Source organism: Pseudomonas ovata (genome assembly GCF_003131185.1).
GTDB classification, from domain to species: Bacteria; Pseudomonadota; Gammaproteobacteria; order Pseudomonadales; family Pseudomonadaceae; genus Aquipseudomonas; species Aquipseudomonas ovata.
On record NZ_QFFU01000019.1, the window covers coordinates 63,077 to 80,260 of the forward strand.

The 17,184-nt window shown below is 61.0% G+C and carries 17 protein-coding genes; 12 read left to right on the forward strand and 5 right to left on the reverse strand.

The features are described from left to right. Positions 1-173 precede the first annotated feature (173 nt). The 4 genes from DGA31_RS21300 to gpmI form a co-directional block, all read right to left on the reverse strand. Positions 174-953, reverse strand: coding sequence for a divergent polysaccharide deacetylase family protein (locus DGA31_RS21300; protein WP_109513889.1), 780 nt, complete (start codon positions 951-953; stop codon positions 174-176). After that, positions 953-2,272, reverse strand: coding sequence for a S41 family peptidase (locus DGA31_RS21305; RefSeq protein WP_056842161.1), 1,320 nt, complete (start codon positions 2,270-2,272; stop codon positions 953-955). Before DGA31_RS21305 ends, DGA31_RS21300 begins: the two co-directional genes overlap by 1 nt. 31 nt (positions 2,273-2,303) lie before the next feature. Beyond that, a complete protein-coding gene (locus DGA31_RS21310; RefSeq protein WP_056842162.1) occupies positions 2,304-3,653 on the reverse strand; it encodes a murein hydrolase activator EnvC family protein in 1,350 nt (449 codons plus the stop codon). A gap of 255 nt (positions 3,654-3,908) precedes the next feature. After that, positions 3,909-5,441, reverse strand: a complete 1,533-nt coding sequence (gene gpmI / locus DGA31_RS21315; protein ID WP_056842163.1) for a 2,3-bisphosphoglycerate-independent phosphoglycerate mutase — start codon at positions 5,439-5,441, stop codon at positions 3,909-3,911. 193 nt (positions 5,442-5,634) lie between these two features. On the opposite strand from gpmI, the gene DGA31_RS21320 reads away from it, so the two are divergent. The 3 genes from DGA31_RS21320 to secB are packed head-to-tail and all read left to right on the forward strand — an operon-like array spanning position 5,635 to position 6,833. Then, positions 5,635-6,048 carry a rhodanese-like domain-containing protein gene (locus DGA31_RS21320; protein WP_109513890.1) on the forward strand — a complete coding sequence of 138 codons (414 nt, stop codon included), beginning with the start codon at positions 5,635-5,637 and terminating at the stop codon, positions 6,046-6,048. A gap of 1 nt (position 6,049) precedes the next feature. Next, positions 6,050-6,304, forward strand: a complete 255-nt coding sequence (grxC, locus tag DGA31_RS21325; protein ID WP_056842165.1) for a glutaredoxin 3 — start codon at positions 6,050-6,052, stop codon at positions 6,302-6,304. A 43-nt stretch (positions 6,305-6,347) separates the two neighbouring features. After that, a complete protein-coding gene (gene secB, locus DGA31_RS21330; RefSeq protein ID WP_056842166.1) occupies positions 6,348-6,833 on the forward strand; it encodes a protein-export chaperone SecB in 486 nt (161 codons plus the stop codon). Between the two features lie 72 nt (positions 6,834-6,905). Here secB and trmL read toward each other — a convergent pair whose 3' ends face one another. Continuing rightward, positions 6,906-7,361 (reverse strand): tRNA (uridine(34)/cytosine(34)/5-carboxymethylaminomethyluridine(34)-2'-O)-methyltransferase TrmL, encoded by a 456-nt coding sequence (gene trmL / locus DGA31_RS21335; RefSeq protein ID WP_056842167.1) that lies wholly within the window; start codon positions 7,359-7,361, stop codon positions 6,906-6,908. On the opposite strand from trmL, the gene DGA31_RS21340 reads away from it, so the two are divergent. The 9 genes from DGA31_RS21340 (at position 7,360) to DGA31_RS21380 (ending at position 17,164) form a co-directional block, all read left to right on the forward strand. Further along, positions 7,360-7,800, forward strand: coding sequence for a hypothetical protein (locus DGA31_RS21340; RefSeq protein ID WP_056842168.1), 441 nt, complete (start codon positions 7,360-7,362; stop codon positions 7,798-7,800). The genes trmL and DGA31_RS21340 overlap by 2 nt on opposite strands. 1,033 nt (positions 7,801-8,833) lie before the next feature. After that, positions 8,834-10,186, forward strand: a complete 1,353-nt coding sequence (locus tag DGA31_RS21345) for an OprD family porin (protein ID WP_056842169.1) — start codon at positions 8,834-8,836, stop codon at positions 10,184-10,186. Positions 10,187-10,369: 183 nt separating this feature from the next. Then, a complete protein-coding gene (locus tag DGA31_RS21350; protein ID WP_056842170.1) occupies positions 10,370-11,008 on the forward strand; it encodes a peroxiredoxin in 639 nt (212 codons plus the stop codon). Positions 11,009-11,375: 367 nt separating this feature from the next. Beyond that, entirely contained in the window at positions 11,376-12,341 is a 966-nt protein-coding gene (locus DGA31_RS21355; protein WP_056842171.1) for a sulfonate ABC transporter substrate-binding protein, read from the forward strand. 43 nt (positions 12,342-12,384) lie between these two features. Further along, positions 12,385-13,182: an aliphatic sulfonate ABC transporter permease SsuC gene (ssuC, locus tag DGA31_RS21360; protein WP_056842172.1), complete on the forward strand. Its 798-nt coding sequence runs from the start codon at positions 12,385-12,387 to the stop codon at positions 13,180-13,182. Further along, positions 13,179-13,994: an aliphatic sulfonates ABC transporter ATP-binding protein gene (gene ssuB / locus DGA31_RS21365; protein ID WP_109513891.1), complete on the forward strand. Its 816-nt coding sequence runs from the start codon at positions 13,179-13,181 to the stop codon at positions 13,992-13,994. The genes ssuC and ssuB overlap by 4 nt, the downstream gene beginning before the upstream one ends. A gap of 20 nt (positions 13,995-14,014) precedes the next feature. Further along, positions 14,015-14,230 carry a TOBE domain-containing protein gene (locus tag DGA31_RS21370; protein ID WP_056842174.1) on the forward strand — a complete coding sequence of 72 codons (216 nt, stop codon included), beginning with the start codon at positions 14,015-14,017 and terminating at the stop codon, positions 14,228-14,230. Positions 14,231-14,475: 245 nt separating this feature from the next. After that, positions 14,476-15,624: an RHS repeat-associated core domain-containing protein gene (locus DGA31_RS21375; protein ID WP_241509628.1), complete on the forward strand. Its 1,149-nt coding sequence runs from the start codon at positions 14,476-14,478 to the stop codon at positions 15,622-15,624. Positions 15,625-15,964: 340 nt separating this feature from the next. After that, positions 15,965-17,164, forward strand: coding sequence for an RHS repeat-associated core domain-containing protein (locus tag DGA31_RS21380; protein ID WP_241509629.1), 1,200 nt, complete (start codon positions 15,965-15,967; stop codon positions 17,162-17,164). Positions 17,165-17,184 lie beyond the last annotated feature (20 nt).

A 17,184-nucleotide genomic window follows, 5' to 3' on the forward strand; every position in this document is an offset into this window, starting at 1 on the left:
CCGGACTGACACGCGGTGGTGGGAGGGGGCTCTGCCGGAATGCCGGACCCCCGCGATTGAGCGTGAAGCGCTCACAGAAATCCATGAAGCGCTGCAAATTTACGACTGCTGGCGCAGCCGGTCGCCGCTGAAGCCGCTCCTACGAGGTGGCTGCGTGACCGCGACAGGCTGTATCAGCGGTACACGCCGTCCTTGCCGTGCCCGGCCATGGCCTTGTTGCCGCGCAGGCTGATCATGTGGCTCAGCTCGATCCATTCCACGCCCTGGGCCTTGAGCCTGGGCAGCTCGCGTTCCAGCACCTCCAGGGTGACCGGATAGGGGTGGCCGATGACCACGGCACTGCCTTGTTCACGCGCCAGGCGGATGGCCGTGTGCAGTTGCCGGGTGATGGCCTCGGCGGTGCGCTCATCATCGAGAAATACATCCCGCGACAGGCTGGCCAGTCCGATCTTCTGTGCCTCGGCGGCAGCCACGGTACGGGCGCTGGTACGGCTGTCGACGAAAAACAGATGGCGACGCTGCAGCTCGGCCATCAGCCAGGCCATCGCGCCTGTCTCGGCGGTCATGCGACTGCCCATGTGGTTATTGACGCCGGCAGCGAACGGCACCTTGAGCAGCGCGGCGTCCAGGCGGCCTTGCAGCTCGGTGGTCGGCAGACCGGGGTGCCAGGCGTAGGGGCCGGTGGCCGGATCCATCGGCATGTGCAGGATCACCGTCTTGCCGGCCTTGTGCGCCTGCCGGGCAAACTCGGTGGCGTGCGGGGTGTCAGGCATGATTGCCAGGGTCACCGGCCCCGGCAGGGCCAGCGTGCGGCTGTCCCTGGCCGGGTTCTGCCCCAGGTCGTCGATGATCACGCTCAGGTAGGCGCGCGCCGGTGGCTGGCCGGCGGCGCTGAACGTCAGGCTGGCCAGCAGCAATGCCAGCGCCAGCCGCAGTCGAGGGAAACCGCGCATCAGTTGCCGCGGGTGATACTCAGGCCCTTGAGCAGGCTGAGGGCCTGATTGAGCTGGTAATCCTCATCCTGCGGCCGTGCCTTGCCAGGGGTGCTCTTGACCGTCGGCTTGTCGGCGCCGCCGTTGCCATTGCCCAGGTGACCGAGCAGGTCGGCTTCGCGGTAGTTCTCGCCATCGGCCTCGCTGGTGAGCTTGGCACGACGCACCACGATGTCCGGGTTGATGCCCTGCGCCTGGATCGAGCGGCCGTTGGGCGTGTAGTACAGCGCGGTGGTGATCTTCAGGGCGCGGTCGTTGTTCAGTGGCAATACGGTCTGCACCGAGCCTTTGCCGAACGTGTCGGTGCCCATGAGGATGCCGCGCTTCTGGTCTTGCAGGGCGCCGGCGACGATTTCCGAGGCCGAGGCGCTGCCGCCGTTGATCAGCACGGCCAGGGGCACGCCCTCGCTGGCGTCGGCCGGGTCGGCATAGAAGCGCAGCTCGGAGTTGGCGATGCGGCCCTTGGTGTAGACGATCATGCCCTTGGTCAGGAAGTGGTCGGCCACGGCCACCGCCGCCTGCAACACGCCGCCCGGGTTGTTGCGCAGGTCAAGGATGACACCGCTGAGCTTCTTGTTGCCGTTGTCCTTGCGCAGCTTGGCCAGCGCCTTGCCGACCTCGTCGCCGGTCTTGACCTGGAACTGGGTGATGCGGATATAGCCATAGCCGCTTTCAAGCAGCTGTGCCTTGACGCTCTTGACCTGGATGATGGCCCGCGCCAGGGTCACATCGAACGGAGTGCCGCCGTCGCGCACCAGGGTCAGGGTGATTTTCTCCCCGATCTTGCCGCGCATCTTGTCGACCGCTTCCTGCATGGTCTGGCCCTGGGTCGGCGCGCCGTTGATCTTGACGATCAGGTCACCGGCCTCGATGCCGGCCTTGGACGCCGGGGTGTCGTCGATGGGCGAGACCACCTTGACGAAACCGTCCTCGACGCCCACTTCGATGCCCAGGCCGCCGAATTCACCGCTGGTGCTTTCCTGCAGCTCCTGGAAGTCTTCCGGGCCCAGGTAGGCCGAGTGCGGGTCAAGGTTGCTGAGCATGCCCTTGATGGCATTCTCCAGCAGGGTCTTGTCGTCGACCGGCTCGACATAGGCGGCCTTGACCCGGTCCAGCACTTCGGCAAAGGTGCGCAGCTCGTCCAGTGGCAATGGCGCCTTGGCATTGGCGGGGGCGACTGCCGGGGCTGGCGCGATTTTCTCGGCGGCCAGGGCCAGCGGTGCGCCGACCACAAGGGCAACCGCCAGGGCCAGCGAGGTAAGGCGGGACAGATGCTGCATGCTGACAAGCTCCTGAAGAAGGTGGTGCCGCTTACCCTTGAGTGCGGCACCATTGGGCCGGGTCGCTGGGGCGACCCTGCTGACGTATGGCGAAATACAGCGCTGCTGCTTCCTGGCCGCCACTGTTGCCGGCCGTGGCAATGGGTTCACCGGCCTTGACGATGTCGCCGGCTTCCTTGAGCAGGCTCTGGTTGTGCCCGTACAGGGTCAGGTAACCGTTGCCATGATCGAGAATGACCAGAAGTCCGGAGCCGCGCAACCAGTCGGCGAACACCACCCGACCACCATGCACGGCCCGCACCTGACTGCCGGCAGAGGCACTGATCATCACCCCGTCCCAGCGTGAGCGCTCATCGTCGCCGCGTGCTTCGCCAAAGCGTGCCAGCAGTCGACCATTGATGGGCCACGGAAGTTTACCCCGGGCCTCTGCAAACGCGCCGCCATAGGTGGCACCGCTGTTGGACACGGCAGGGCCGAGGGGTTGGACCGGACGCGGCGGGACGGGTTCAGCGTCGCTTCGGCTGTTGCGTTCTTCGCGTTCGTTGCGGGCCAGGGCTTCGCGCTGGCGTTGCTGTTCACGCTCACGGGCGCGCTGGGCCTCGGCTTCAGCCTCACGGGCCGCGATCAGCGCTTTCTGCCGCGCCTCCTCGGCTTCACGGGCCTGGCGTGCGAGGGTTTCCTCGATGGTCTTGAGCACCGTGTTCAGCTCGGCCTGGTCCTGCTGGCGGGCCTGCAGTTTCTGATCGCCGGCCTTGTAGTCCTGATTGATCTTCGCCAGTACCTTCTGGCGCTCTTCGCGTACCTTGCCCAGTTCCTGGCCACGGCTTTCAAGGTCGCTTTTCTGCACCAGCAATTGCGCCTGCTGCAGGTCAATGTCCTTCTCGACCCCGGCCAACTGGTGCAGGGTTTCGTTGAACCGCTGCAACTGCAGCAGGCGGGCCTTGCTCAGGTAATCGTAGTAGGCGAGGGTGCGGGCGAATTTTTCCGGATGCTGCTGGTTGAGCAGCAGCTTGATGTATTCCTGGCGCCCACCCTGGTAGGCGGCGCGGGCCTGGATGGCGATCAGGCGTTGCTGCTCGACCTTTGATTCACCCAGTTTTTTCTTTTCATGGTCGAGCCTCTGGAGCTCGACTTCGGTCTTTTTTAGTTCGTGTTGCAGGACCTCGACCTGCTTTTCCAGCTTGCCCATTTCGGTTTCGGTGGCACGCAGGTCCTTCTGGACACCGCTCTTTTCGGCCTGCAGCTTGTTGAGCACCTTTTGCAGCTCAGCAACGTCCTGACGGGCGGCGTCTATCTGTTTTTGGGTCTGGGCCCGTTCATCCTCGGCAAACGCCGGGTTGAGCAGGCAGACCAGGACAAGGGCGATCAAGGCGCGAAACATGGGGATAAGCGATACCGGGCAAGGTGAAAAAAGCGACGGGCCTAGTATGCCCGTCATATCAAGCAAAACAAATGTTCAGCGTCGCCTGACGCAGTAGGAGCGCGCTCTGCCCGCGACCGAGTGCGCAGCGCTCGCAAAATCTCGGAAACGCTGAAAGTTTACGACTGCTAACGCAGCCGGTCGCGGGCAAGCGCGCTCCTACAAGGCGTGAATTTGATAGCCAATGAATCAGTAAGTTACTTGTGCTTGTGACCCTTATTCAGCCACCAGAATCGAGTGCCCGCTCATTTCCTCGGGCTTTTCCATGCCCAGCAGGTGCAGCAGGGTCGGGGCGACGTCGGCCAGCACGCCACCTTCACGCACTTTCAGCGGCTTGTTGCCAAAGTAGACGAATGGCACCGGTTCCGAGGTGTGAGCGGTGTGGGCCTGCCCGGTGTGGTCGTCGGTCATCTGCTCGACGTTACCGTGGTCGGCAGTGATCAGCGCTTCGCCGCCGACCTTCTCCAGTGCAGCGGTAATGCGGCCCAGGCATTCGTCCAGGCATTCCACGGCCTTGACCGCCGCTGCCATTACGCCGCTGTGGCCGACCATGTCGCCGTTGGCGTAGTTGACCACGATCACGTCATAACGCTGGTGCTCAATGGCGTCGACGATCTTGTCGGTGACTTCCGGTGCGCTCATTTCCGGCTGCAGGTCGTAGGTGGCGACCTTTGGCGACGGGATCAGGATGCGTTCTTCGCCCGGGAACGGCTCTTCACGGCCACCGGAGAAGAAGAAGGTCACGTGGGCGTATTTTTCGGTCTCGGCGATGCGCAGCTGGGTCTTGCCGTTATCGGCCAGGTACTGGCCCAGCACGTTTTTCAGGCTGCCCGGCGCAAACGCCGACGGCGCGTTGATGCTGGCCGCATACTGGGTCAGCATCACGTAGTTGACCTTGGGCTGGCGGGCGCGCGGGAATTCATTGAAATCGTTCTCGACGAACACCCGGCTCAGTTCACGGGCGCGGTCGGCGCGGAAGTTCATGAACACCACCGCGTCACCGTCTTCGACACGAACCGACTCGCCGATGGCGGTGGGCTTGACGAATTCGTCGCTCTCGTCGCGCGCATAGGCTGCCTGCAGGCCGGCCACGGCGCTGTCGACGTGATACTCGGCCTGGCCGTCGACGATCAGGTTGTAGGCGGCTGACACACGGTCCCAGCGGTTGTCGCGGTCCATGGCGAAGAAGCGGCCGATGATCGTGGCGGTACGGCCCTTGCCCAGGCGGGCGAAGGCGGCGTCGAGCAATTCCAGCGAGGACTGGGCGCTGCGTGGCGGGGTGTCACGGCCATCAAGGAAGGCATGCAGGTAGATCTTGTCGGCGCCCCGCTTGACCGCAAGTTCGGCCATGGCCACCAGGTGGTCCTGGTGGCTGTGCACGCCGCCGTCGGACAACAGGCCCATGATGTGCACGGCCTTGCCGGCGCCGACCGCCTTGTCGACCGCGGCGCAGATAGTCGGGTTCTCGAAGAACTCGCCGTCGCGGATGGCCTTGGTCACGCGGGTGAAATCCTGATACACCACGCGGCCGGCGCCCAGGTTCATGTGGCCGACTTCCGAGTTGCCCATCTGCCCGTCCGGCAGGCCGACGTCCATCCCCGAGCCCGAGATCAGGCCGTGGGGTTTGGTGGCGTAGAGGCGCTCCATGACTGGCATGCGGGCCGCCATGATGGCGTTGCCTTCAGGGTTCTCGCTGTGGCCGAAGCCGTCGAGAATGATCAGAACCAGTGGTTTTGCAGTGGCAGTCATGGGAACCCTCGTTTGCGGGGCGCATGAGCCGGATGACGTGACCCGGTTTCATGCGGCCTGCTTGGCAAAATGGGAAGTAGCAAAAGGATAGGCATTTTAGGTGTAAGTTCCCGGCGCGTCACGCCGGGTAGACTTTGGCCGACCTTGGGTGCTGTGTATACTGGCCGGCATTTTAACGCCCTGGAAACTGGACATGGTTGCTCACCTGCTTGAATTCGTCACCCACCACTACCTGATCACGGGCGCTTTCGTGATTCTGCTGGCCTTGCTGATCGCTTACGAGGTGAGCAAGGGCGCCCGTGGCGTCAGCACCGGCGAGCTGACCGCGCTGGTCAACAGCGATCAGGGCGTGGTCATCGACCTGCGCTCGACCAAGGATTTCGCCGCCGGCCACATCGTTGGCGCACTCAATTATCCACAGGACAAGATCCTGACCCGCACCGCTGACCTGCAAAAGCACAAGGACAAGACCCTGATTCTGGTCGATGCCCACGGCCAGCATGCCGGCAGCACCGCCGGCGAACTGATCAAGGCCGGCTTCAAGGCGGCCAAGCTGTCGGGCGGCATTTCCAGCTGGCGCGGCGATAACCTCCCATTGGTGAAGTGATATGACCCACGTTCTCGTTTATTCCAGTGACTATTGCCCGTATTGCATTCGTGCCAAGCAGTTGCTCGAACGCAAGAACGTCGCCTTCGAAGAAGTCCGCGTCGACGGCAAGCCTCAACTGCGCGCCGAAATGGCCCAGAAGGCCGGGCGCACGTCGGTTCCGCAGATCTGGATCGGCGCCACTCATGTGGGCGGCTGTGACGATCTGTTCGCTCTGGAGCGCGCCGGCAAGCTCGATGCAATGCTTCTAGGCTGATTCACATTCCTGTTAAGTCCCTATTATCGAGAAGGATCCGAGCATGACCGAACAAACCACCAACGGCGCCGTTGCCAACGAAGAAAACGCACCGCAGTTCAGCCTGCAGCGTATCTATGTTCGCGACCTGTCGTTCGAAGCCCCGAAAAGCCCGGCCATCTTCCGCCAGGAGTGGACCCCTTCGGTCAGCCTGGACCTGAACACCCGCCAGAAAGAGCTCGAAAACGATTTCTACGAAGTCGTGCTGACCCTGTCGGTGACCGTCAACAACGGCGACGAAGTGGCCTTCATCGTTGAAGTCCAGCAGGCCGGCATCTTCCTGATCAAGGGCCTGGACCCTTCGTCGATGAGCCACACCCTGGGCGCGTTCTGCCCGAACATCCTGTTCCCGTACGCGCGCGAGACCATCGACAGCCTGGTGGTGCGTGGTTCGTTCCCGGCGCTGATGCTGGCCCCGGTGAACTTCGACGCCCTGTATGCGCAAGAGCTGCAGCGTCTGCAGCAGTCCGGCGACGCGCCATCGGCCTGAGTCGATTCGCTTGCCAGAAAAAGCGCCTCGACGGGCGCTTTTTTTGTGGGTGGTCGTCAACCGGCGCAGTGCTCAGGCAAAACCCTGCTGGCGCCAGGCTTCGTAGACGGCCACGGCCACCGTGTTGGACAGGTTCAGGCTGCGGCAGCCTTCGCGCATCGGCAGGCGCAGGCGGTGCCCGGTGGCAAAGGTATCGAGTAGCTCGCCCGGCAGGCCACGGCTTTCCGGGCCGAAGATAAAGGCATCGCCGGGCTGGAAACTGACGTCGTGAAAGGGCTGCGAACCCTTGGTGGTGAAGGCGAACAACCGCGGGTGGCCGATCTTTTCCAGACAGCTGGGCAAGTCGGCGTGAGTTTGCAGCGTGGCATACTCGTGGTAGTCGAGCCCGGCACGGCGCAGCCGCTTGTCATCCAGCTCGAAACCCAGCGGCTCGATCAAATGCAGGGTGCAGCCACTGTTGGCGCACAGCCTGATGACATTGCCGGTATTCGGCGGAATTTCTGGTTGAAAAAGGATGACGTGAAACATGCACGGCTCCGAACAAAAGGACGGGATGCATTCTACTCCCGAAGAAGACCCCAGACCGAAGTTCTGGCCGCGTGTGCTGGGCTCGATCGCGATTGTCGGCTTTTCCGTGGGCATGATGATCGGCCGGGTGCAGCAATCGGACCCGGCCGAACTGCAACAGATCGAAGAACTGCCCACCGGCCTGGCGCTGTGGTTCGACGAAGAACCCAAGGTAGAGGGTGAGACGGTCGAAGGTGCCATCGTGTTGCGCCTGGACGCCACCGGGCAACCGTGGAACGGTCAGTTGCGCGCCGACGGCAAGGTGACTCGCTGGACGTTGCAACGCGCTGAGAAAGGATTGGTGCTGACGCTGCTGGCGGCCCGTCCACTGCACGGCGACTGGAACGCTGCCGAGGTGGACGGGCGCTGGAGGCTGGAAGTCAGCCTCCGTGAGCAATAAAAGAGGGGAATCCCCGGCCTGCCTGTACCAAGGCCCCCAAAACTGGTAGGTGCAAGAGGTATTGCAGGTGGCGTGCCAGGTTTGGATTTTTTTGTAATCGGATGGCGAAAAATCCTGCAGGGCCTTTGAAACGGGGGCTTACCCCATCTGCCTGAATCGGGCTGGCGATATAAACGCTCAGGTTCGGCCAGGCTCACTCCGGTTTCTGCACCTCGATAGCGCACGGATCCCGTGCCTGCACCCAAGGTGAGGCACTGTGCTATTCGTAGGAGCGCGCTTGCCCGCGACCGGCTGCGTTAGCAGTCGTAAAATTGTGGCGTTTCGTAGATTTCGAATGTGCTCACAACTGTAAATTTGTTGCGTTTCGCAGATTTTTGCGAGCGCTGCGCACTCGGTCGCGGTGGTCCGGCATTCCGGCAAGCGCGCTCCTACCGGGCGAACGGCGACAGGGTCATGACCTGTTTGTTCCATCACACCCCAGTCGCACACTGCCCTGTAAGCCTCATAAACAGGCTCAGGAGACATCCGAAAGCCGATTCACTGTTTTTCTTGCGGGTCGACAACACCGCCTGTCTTCCAGGTGGTGGCAATTGTCACAATTGCTGCTAAGCACGCTGAACGTCACGTTTTACAAGGGTTTTTCGGTGCGTGAGAGTCAGCCACCAGACCATGTAATGTAGGAAAAAAGACGTGATCCTACAGTCCGTTATCCCCATACCAAGCGATCTGACGAACGGTCCTGAAATATTTTTTAGGCATTAGCGTTTCAGGTGGATACACTCCTTGGCGATCCGATGCGTACCCGGTTTTGTATATAGCCATTGAGTCTAAAGAGCGTGAAAATCGTTACTTTTTGATTCGTGCTTTTTCCACTACCGTGCAGCGGGCCGAAGCAACGCGGTCTAGTCAATTAGTCGTGAGACGTCCGGTACACGATTGACCTCAAGGTCAACACTGGCGTTAATCGCGCGACCATGCCTTCGAGGAGTCGGAGCCATGGCTTACAAAAATTAGATTCACGAGGAGCGAAGTAATGAAAAAGTCTACCCTGGCCCTGGCCGTAGCATTCGGCGTCATGGCTCAGCAGGCCGGCGCTGCCGGTTTCATCGAAGACAGCAAGGCGTCCGTGAGTTCCCGGACCCTGTTCTTCAACAACGATTTTCGTGAAGGCACCAACCACACTCACCGCGAGACGGCCACTGGCCTGAAGTTCGACTACACCTCGGGCTACACCCAGGGTACCGTCGGCTTCGGTCTGGACGCTCAAGCCCTGGTGGGCATCCACCTGGACGGCGGCCGTGGCTACCGTTCGGCTGCCACCAACGGCGGCGTGACGCCTAGCGACACCGACGGTTCGGCTGTCAACGAGTGGAGCCGTGCCGGCGCCAATGCCAAGGCCCGTATCTCCAAGACCGAGCTGAAAATCGGTAACGCCCTGGCCCCGAACCTGCCGATTCTGGTCTCCAACGACGGTCGCCTGCTGCCTCAGGCGTTCGAAGGCGGCATCGTGACCTCCAAGGAACTGGACGGCGTGACCTTCACTGCCGGTCAGCTGACCCAGAGCATCGGTCGTGCTTCGTCCAACTGGACTGACCTGTCCGTAGGCGGCGCCTCCAAAGGCAGCGACGAATTCCGTTTCGCCGGCGCTGACTGGAAAGTCACCAAAGACCTGACCCTGCAGTACTACTTCGCCAACCTGGAAGACTTCTACAAGCAGCACTTCCTGGGCCTGGTGCATGTGTACCCGATCGCCGAGAACCAGTCGTTCAAGACCGACCTGCGTTACTTCAACAGCAGCTCCGACGGCAAGAACAGCAGCGGCACTTCCGGCTACCTGTTCAATAACAACAACGGTTATGCCAAGACCCCGGGTGAAGTCGACAACAGCACCTGGTCGGCCATGTTCACCTACTCGCTGGGTGGCCATGCGGTCATGGTCGGTCACCAGCAAGTGGGCGACGACGGCGGTTTCGTTTCGCTGAACCAGGGCTCCATCGCCGACGGCCGTGGCCGTGCAGAAGGCAACGGTGGCGGCAGCTTCTACCTGTTCACCGACTCGATGATCAACCAGTTCACCCGCGCCGGCGAGAACACCACCTTCGGTCAGTACTCGTTCGACTTCGCCAAGGCTGGCGTTCCAGGCCTGAAAGCCGCGATCGCCTACCTGCATGCCGAAGACATCAAGGGCACTGGCGCCACTGCCGGTCGCGAATTCTCCGAGTGGGAACGTGACATGCGCGTTGACTACGTCATCCAGAGCGGTCCGCTCAAGGGCTTCGGCACCACCCTGCGTCACGGCACCTACCGTGGCGACGCGGCCCTGGCCAGCTCGACCAACACCGACCAGACCCGTCTGATCTTCAACTACACCTACAACTTCATGTAAGTGTGTTGAACGGTGCATAAAAGAACCCCGCCCTGGTGCGGGGTTCTTTTTGCCCATAATTTGATATTCATTAAAGCTATATATAAATCGATATTTATTCTTTTTAAGTTTCAACAGATCGGTGCACAGTGCACTCCTATCTGAACGCACCCGAACGCCCACCTGCTGACAAGGAGCTACACCATGACACTGCGACTTGGCGATATCGCCCCTGACTTCGAACAGGACTCCAGTGAAGGCCGTATTCGTTTTCACGAGTGGCTGGGCGACAGTTGGGGTGTACTGTTTTCTCACCCGGCGGACTTTACCCCGGTGTGCACCACCGAACTGGGTTTTACCGCCAGACTCAAGGATGAATTCGCCAGGCGCGGCGTCAAGGCCATCGCCTTGTCGGTGGACCCGGTCGACTCTCATGTGAAGTGGATCGACGACATCAACACCACCCAAAACACGATCGTGAATTTCCCGATCCTGGCCGACGCCGACCGCAAGGTCTCGGACCTGTACGACCTGATCCACCCCAATGCCAGCGACACCCTGACCGTGCGCTCGCTGTTCGTGATCGACCCGAACAAGAAGGTGCGCCTGACCATCACCTACCCGGCCAGCACGGGGCGCAACTTCAACGAGATTTTGCGGGTCATCGACTCGCTGCAACTGACCGACAACCACAAGGTCGCCACCCCGGCCAACTGGGTGGACGGTGACGACGTCGTCATCGTGCCGTCGATCAAGGACGAGGAAGAAATCAAGCAACGCTTCCCCAAAGGCTACACGGCCGTCACGCCCTACCTGCGCCTGACGCCACAACCGAATCGCTGATACCTGCACATCCCTGAGTGGGGTTTTTCGGGCCGATCTGATCGGCCCTTTTTTATGCGTGGCCGAAACACCCAGCCCTTGCTCCTGTAGCACCAGGGCTGCCATCTGTCTTGCCGGCTACCTGACGTACCACCGCCATCACGGGCAAGCCCCTCCCACAAGTGATCGGTACCAGCCTGCCACGGACCTGTGGGAGGCGGCTTGCCGGCGATCGGCTTCAGCACGAATGGCTTGAAACCACTTGTCTCCAGCCGGTTTTGTTTTATATGCATTTAAAGAATAACCAAATGAAAAAATAAGATTTATAGATATAAAAAAGCCCTGTTACTGTCTCTCCACTTTCACTTACTCAGCAACGGAGAGCGCCATGCGCACCACCCTTTTGCGTCGAAGCCTGGCCGCTCTTGTGGCGACCGCCCTGAGCCTCGGCGTTCTGACCCAGGCCCAGGCCGAAGACCTGCGCATCGGTTACCAGAAGTACGGCACCCTGGTGCTGCTCAAGGCCAAGGGCTCGCTGGAGAAGCGCCTGGCCGAGCAGGGCGTCAAGGTGCAGTGGACCGAATTTCCGGGTGGTCCGCAGTTGCTGGAAGGCCTCAACGTCGGCTCCATCGACTTTGGCGTGACCGGCGAGACCCCGCCGGTGTTTGCCCAGGCCGCCGGTGCCGACCTGCTGTACGTGGCCTACGAGCCGCCGGCACCGACCAGCGAAGCGATCCTGGTGCCCAAGGATTCACCGATCACCTCGGTCAAGGACCTCAAGGGCAAGAAGGTCGTGCTCAACAAGGGCTCCAACGTGCACTACCTGCTGGTCAAGGCCCTGGAAGATGCCGGCCTGAAATACAGCGACATCCAGACCGTATTCCTGCCACCGGCCGATGCCCGCGCTGCCTTCGAGCGCGGCAGCGTCGACGCCTGGGTCATCTGGGACCCGTACCAGGCCGCCGCCGAACAACAGTTGCAGGCCCGTACGCTGCGCAACGGCACCGGTATCGTCGACAACCACCAGTTCTACCTGGCCACCAAGCCTTATGCACAGAAGAACCCGAAGGTCATCGAAGCGCTGGTCGAGGAAGTGCGTGCGGTAGGGGAGTGGTCGCAGGCCAACCCTGACGAAGTCACCAAGCAGGTCGCCCCGCTGCTGGGCCTGCCAGCCGACATCACCCTGACCTCGGTCAAGCGCCAGGGCTACGGCGCGCACTTCATCACCCCACAGGTGGTCGAGGCGCAACAGAAAATCGCCGACACCTTCCACCAGCTCAAGCTGATCCCCAAGCCGTTGAGCATCAAGGATGTGATCTGGACCCCACCCGCTGCCGTGGCCACCGCCCAGTGACCTGCCCACACCGGATCAACAGGCCGTTCGAGGAGACAACTCCATGAGCCTCAGTGCTTCACAACGTATTCTGCACAGGCTGGCGCCGTGGGCGCTGCCGGTGCTGCTGCTGGCAGTCTGGCAGCTCTCGGTCAGCGCCGGCTGGCTGTCCACCCGTATCCTGCCAGCGCCCAGCGCCGTAATCGAAGCCGGTGTCAATCTGGTCAGCAGCGGTGAGATCTGGACCCACCTGGCCATCAGCGGCTGGCGTGCCGGGGTCGGCTTTGCCATTGGCGGCGGCATCGGCCTGGCGCTGGGCTTCATCACCGGCCTGACCCGCTGGGGCGAGCGCCTGCTGGACAGCTCGGTGCAGATGATCCGCAACGTGCCGCACCTGGCGCTGATCCCGCTGGTGATCCTGTGGTTCGGCATCGACGAGACCGCCAAGGTGTTCCTGGTGGCGCTGGGCACGCTGTTCCCGATCTACCTCAACACTTATCACGGCATTCGCAACATCGATCCTGCGCTGGTCGAGATGTCACGCAGCTACGGCCTGTCGGGCTTCGGCCTGTTCCGCCATGTGATCCTGCCCGGCGCCATGCCGTCGATCCTGGTCGGGGTGCGCTTCGCCCTGGGCTTCATGTGGCTGACCCTGATCGTGGCCGAAACCATCTCGGCCAGCTCCGGCATTGGCTACCTGGCCATGAATGCCCGGGAATTCCTGCAAACCGATGTAGTAGTACTGGCCATTGTGCTGTACGCCGTGCTCGGCAAACTGGCCGATGTGGCCGCCCGGGGTCTGGAGCGTGTGTGCCTGCGCTGGCACCCGGCTTACCAGGTGCATAAAGGCGGTGCCGCATGAGCAGTCTGAAACAGCCACAACCGGCCCACCTGTTGCGCGGCATTCCGCTGTCGGCGCATCGAGTCAAGAAAGCCTTTGGCGAGCGCGAAGTGCTCAAGGACATCGACCTGCACATCCCGGCCGGCCAGTTCGTCGCCGTGGTGGGCCGCAGCGGTTGCGGCAAGAGCACCTTGCTGCGCCTGCTGGCCGGGCTCGACAAGCCCACCGCCGGCGACCTGCGCGCCGGCTCCGGGCAACTGTCCGAAGCCCGTGACGACACCCGCCTGATGTTCCAGGAGGCACGCCTGCTGCCCTGGAAGAAGATCATCGACAACGTCGGCCTCGGCCTGTCTGGCGACTGGCGCCCGCAAGCGCTTGAAGCCCTGGAAGCGGTCGGCCTGGCCGAACGCGCCAATGAATGGCCGGCGGCCTTGTCCGGTGGCCAGAAGCAGCGCGTGGCCCTGGCCCGCGCCCTGATCCACAAACCGCGCCTGCTGTTGCTCGACGAGCCGCTGGGTGCGCTGGACGCCCTGACCCGCATCGAGATGCAGCAACTGATCGAAAGCCTGTGGCGCAAGCATGGCTTCACCGTGCTGCTGGTCACCCACGATGTCAGCGAGGCCGTGGCCGTGGCTGACCGGGTGATCCTGATTGAAGAAGGCCGCATCGGCCTGGACCTGCTGGTCGACCTGCCGCGCCCACGCGCCCGCGGTTCGCACCGCCTGGCGGCACTGGAAACCGAAGTGCTCAACCGCGTGCTGGCCCTGCCAGGCTCGCCCCCGGAACCCGAACCCGTTTCACCCTTGCCTACGCAACTGCGTTGGGCCAACTAATCGCACTGGAGAAAGACCCTATGACTATCAAGGCCATCAACGTTCGCAACCAGTTCAAAGGCACCATCAAGGAAATCGTCCTGGGCGACGTACTGTCGGAAATCGACGTGCAGACCGCCTCGGGCATCGTCACCTCGGTTATCACCACCCGCTCGGTCAAGGAGCTGGAACTGGGCGTGGGCAGCGAAGTGATTGCGTTCGTGAAATCCACCGAGGTTTCCATCGCCAAGCTGTAATTGCGCGCAATACCCGACCCCGGACGGTGCAAGCCCTCCGGGGTTTTTCGTTGTGTTGCGATCACGCAGCCGGCAACGAACCGCTACCAGGCCCGGCCCCGATCCCTGTGGCAGGCTGCTCTGCAGGCGATAAGGCCAGTACCGTCAATGCACCTTGAACAGCCTGAAGAAAGTGCCCAGGCACCGCCACCCTGTCATTTCTGCTAGCTGCCCAACGCCCCTGCAATGCCTGACCATGACTGCAAATGCTTCTGGCAGATAAAGGCAAGGCCATGATCGCGCAACCCAGGCTCCTGTGCCGCTACCACTACGACCCGCTCGACCGCATCGCCGGCCTTGCCACCACAAGCGATGCCGAAACCCGGCTGTTCTACCAGAAGAGCCGCCTGGCCACGCAAATCCAGGCCGGGATGCAACATTCGATTCTGCAGGTCGATGATCACCTGCTGGCGCAGACCAGCCATTCCGGCAAGGCCGCCGAAATCGCCTTGCTGGCAGCTGATGGGTTGCGCTCGGTGGTGCATGTCGTTGGCAGCGGGCAGCATCAGGCGCAGGCGTACACCGCCTATGGCTATCAAGCGCCTACCAGTGGCCTGCACAGCCTGTTGGGGTTTGCAGGGGAGCGGCCTGATCCGGTGACCGGGCATTATCTGTTGGGCAATGGGTATCGGGCGTTCAATCCGGTGTTGATGCGGTTTAACAGCCCGGACAGGTTGAGTCCGTTTGGGGAGGGTGGGGTGAATGCGTATGCTTATTGTCAGGGGGATCCGGTTAATTTCAATGACTCAACCGGACGTATGCCACTCCCCTTCAAGGCGCTCGGTAAGATGAGGCGCTCGCTGAGTGACGCGAGGCCAATGCCGGCTGCTGCCGCTTCTTCAAGCGCTTCTTCCTCGGCATCACCTGTCTTTGACCTGGATGATTTTATGATTGACTTCGACAGGTTTCAGCAAGGAACGCCTGCACTGACACCGTCGAACCTATTGGTGTCTGGAGGCGTTACACCGCCGACGGCACAGACAGCCGTCAGTTCATTACCCTCATCGCCTGGCAGCAGCAGGAGAACACCAGTTAAAGGCAAAAGCTCAAAACGTTCCCCTGTGCGTCCGTTGATAGATAGGGTGGCTAATATGAAGCGCCAAGAAACATTAAGTGCAGATCTTCCCGCTGGACGGGGTAGGGCAAATCAGCGATATCGAGCCCTGTTGCAGGCTGATAAAGATACGCTGGGGTTGATGGAGTATTACAGGAAGAAAGGGGGGGCAGATTTGTTTAGGGTTGAAGTGTACGGTGATTTCCATGAAGAGGTTAAAAGTTCTTTGCGGTCTTTTAAAGAAAAGTATGAGCGTAAGTATGGGCCTTCTATTCCTTCCCGGGTCTTGGAGCTCAAGTAATCTTAAATTAATATCAGAGTGCGGATAGGCGCAGTGCTCAGGCATTTCATTGTTTTTATTTGGCAGAATATACGGTGCACTTCTGAACCGGGCACCCCTCACTCGCCTATGGTTTCGCCAATGGATCGGGACACGGCCTCGTTGCCTTTACATGCGCGGCTTCACCGCTCTCATTTTTAGGATGGCCCAGGCACCCTGTGGGAGGCTGCTATGTAGGCGATTGGGCGAGGTGATGCATCTTGAGTGCCTTGAGGATGCCGTTCTGATACCACCTGACATTGCCACCCTGTCATTTCTGCTAGCTGCCCAACGCCCCTGCAATACCTGACCCTGACTGCAAATGCTTCTGGCAGATAAAGGCAAGGCCATGATCGCGCAACCCAGGCTGCTATGCCGCTACCACTACGACCCGCTCGACCGCATCGCCGGCCTTGCCCCCACACGCGATGTCGAAACCCGGCTGTTCTACCAGAAGAGCCGCCTGGCCACGCAAATCCAGGCCGGGATGCAACATTCGATTCTGCAGGTCGATGATCATCTGCTGGCGCAGGCCAGTCATTCCGGCAAGGCCGCCGAAATCGCTTTGCTGGCGCAGGCCAGTCATTCCGGCAAGGCCGCCGAAATCGCTTTGCTGGCAGCTGATGGGTTGCGCTCGGTGGTGCATGTCGTTGGCAGCGGACAGCATCAGGCGCAGGCGTACACCGCCTATGGCTATCAAAGGCCTACCAGTGGCCTGCACAGCCTGTTGGGGTTTGCAGGGGAGCGGCCGGATCCGGTGACCGGGCATTATCTGTTGGGCAATGGGTATCGGGCGTTCAATCCGGTGTTGATGCGGTTTAACAGCCCGGACAGGTTGAGTCCGTTTGGGGAGGGTGGGGTGAATGCGTATGTGTATTGTCAGGGGGATCCGGTTAATTTCAATGACTCAACCGGACGTATGCCACTCCCCTTCAAGGCGCTCGGTAAGATGAGTCGCTCGCTGGGTGACGCGAGGCCAATGCCGGCTGCTGCCGCTTCTTCAAGCGCTTCTTCCTCGGCATCACCTTTCTTTGACCTGGATGATTTTATGATTGACTTCGACAGGTTTCAGCAAGGGACGCCTGCACTGACACCGTCGAACCTATTGGTGTCTGGAGGCGTTACACCGCCGACGGCACAGACAGCCGTCAGTTCATTACCCTCAACATCAGCAACAGAAATGTCAGGATTGCAAGGGCTTAGGGGTTCTAATCAGTCCGGAGTGTTGCAGCAAGTTGAGGTGCGCTCGTATATGCTGGATATTGCCAAGTTGAAAAAAAGAGGAGCGTTGACTGGGCAGCTTCGTAAGACTAAGAGCGCATCTCAAAAGACTTATCATTCAATTTCAATTCATGAGGTGAAAGTTGAGAGGTTGGTAAATCATTATGCGGCTAAAGTGGCGCTTGAAAATAAAGGAGCAAAAGAGCTTGATAAATATAGCAAAATGCTGCGCCAAGCGCCTGGCCTTGTTTCTCGCTACCGTGAAAACTTCAGGCATGCGTACGGGCATTATCCGCGTTGAAAAGTCGAGAGGGTGGGATA

What these genes read in the sequence shown, in the direction of transcription:
- DGA31_RS21300 (WP_109513889.1), bottom strand. Translation starts at nt 953, where the DNA reads ATGCGCGGTTTCCCTCGACTGCGGCTGGCGCTGGCATTGCTGCTGGCC.
- DGA31_RS21305 (WP_056842161.1), bottom strand. Translation starts at nt 2,272, where the DNA reads ATGCAGCATCTGTCCCGCCTTACCTCGCTGGCCCTGGCGGTTGCCCTT.
- DGA31_RS21310 (WP_056842162.1), bottom strand. Translation starts at nt 3,653, where the DNA reads ATGTTTCGCGCCTTGATCGCCCTTGTCCTGGTCTGCCTGCTCAACCCG.
- gpmI (WP_056842163.1), bottom strand. Translation starts at nt 5,441, where the DNA reads ATGACTGCCACTGCAAAACCACTGGTTCTGATCATTCTCGACGGCTTC.
- DGA31_RS21320 (WP_109513890.1), top strand. Translation starts at nt 5,635, where the DNA reads ATGGTTGCTCACCTGCTTGAATTCGTCACCCACCACTACCTGATCACG.
- grxC (WP_056842165.1), top strand. Translation starts at nt 6,050, where the DNA reads ATGACCCACGTTCTCGTTTATTCCAGTGACTATTGCCCGTATTGCATT.
- secB (WP_056842166.1), top strand. Translation starts at nt 6,348, where the DNA reads ATGACCGAACAAACCACCAACGGCGCCGTTGCCAACGAAGAAAACGCA.
- DGA31_RS21340 (WP_056842168.1), top strand. Translation starts at nt 7,360, where the DNA reads ATGCACGGCTCCGAACAAAAGGACGGGATGCATTCTACTCCCGAAGAA.
- trmL (WP_056842167.1), bottom strand. Translation starts at nt 7,361, where the DNA reads ATGTTTCACGTCATCCTTTTTCAACCAGAAATTCCGCCGAATACCGGC.
- DGA31_RS21345 (WP_056842169.1), top strand. Translation starts at nt 8,834, where the DNA reads ATGAAAAAGTCTACCCTGGCCCTGGCCGTAGCATTCGGCGTCATGGCT.
- DGA31_RS21350 (WP_056842170.1), top strand. Translation starts at nt 10,370, where the DNA reads ATGACACTGCGACTTGGCGATATCGCCCCTGACTTCGAACAGGACTCC.
- DGA31_RS21355 (WP_056842171.1), top strand. Translation starts at nt 11,376, where the DNA reads ATGCGCACCACCCTTTTGCGTCGAAGCCTGGCCGCTCTTGTGGCGACC.
- ssuC (WP_056842172.1), top strand. Translation starts at nt 12,385, where the DNA reads ATGAGCCTCAGTGCTTCACAACGTATTCTGCACAGGCTGGCGCCGTGG.
- ssuB (WP_109513891.1), top strand. Translation starts at nt 13,179, where the DNA reads ATGAGCAGTCTGAAACAGCCACAACCGGCCCACCTGTTGCGCGGCATT.
- DGA31_RS21370 (WP_056842174.1), top strand. Translation starts at nt 14,015, where the DNA reads ATGACTATCAAGGCCATCAACGTTCGCAACCAGTTCAAAGGCACCATC.
- DGA31_RS21375 (WP_241509628.1), top strand. Translation starts at nt 14,476, where the DNA reads ATGCTTCTGGCAGATAAAGGCAAGGCCATGATCGCGCAACCCAGGCTC.
- DGA31_RS21380 (WP_241509629.1), top strand. Translation starts at nt 15,965, where the DNA reads ATGCTTCTGGCAGATAAAGGCAAGGCCATGATCGCGCAACCCAGGCTG.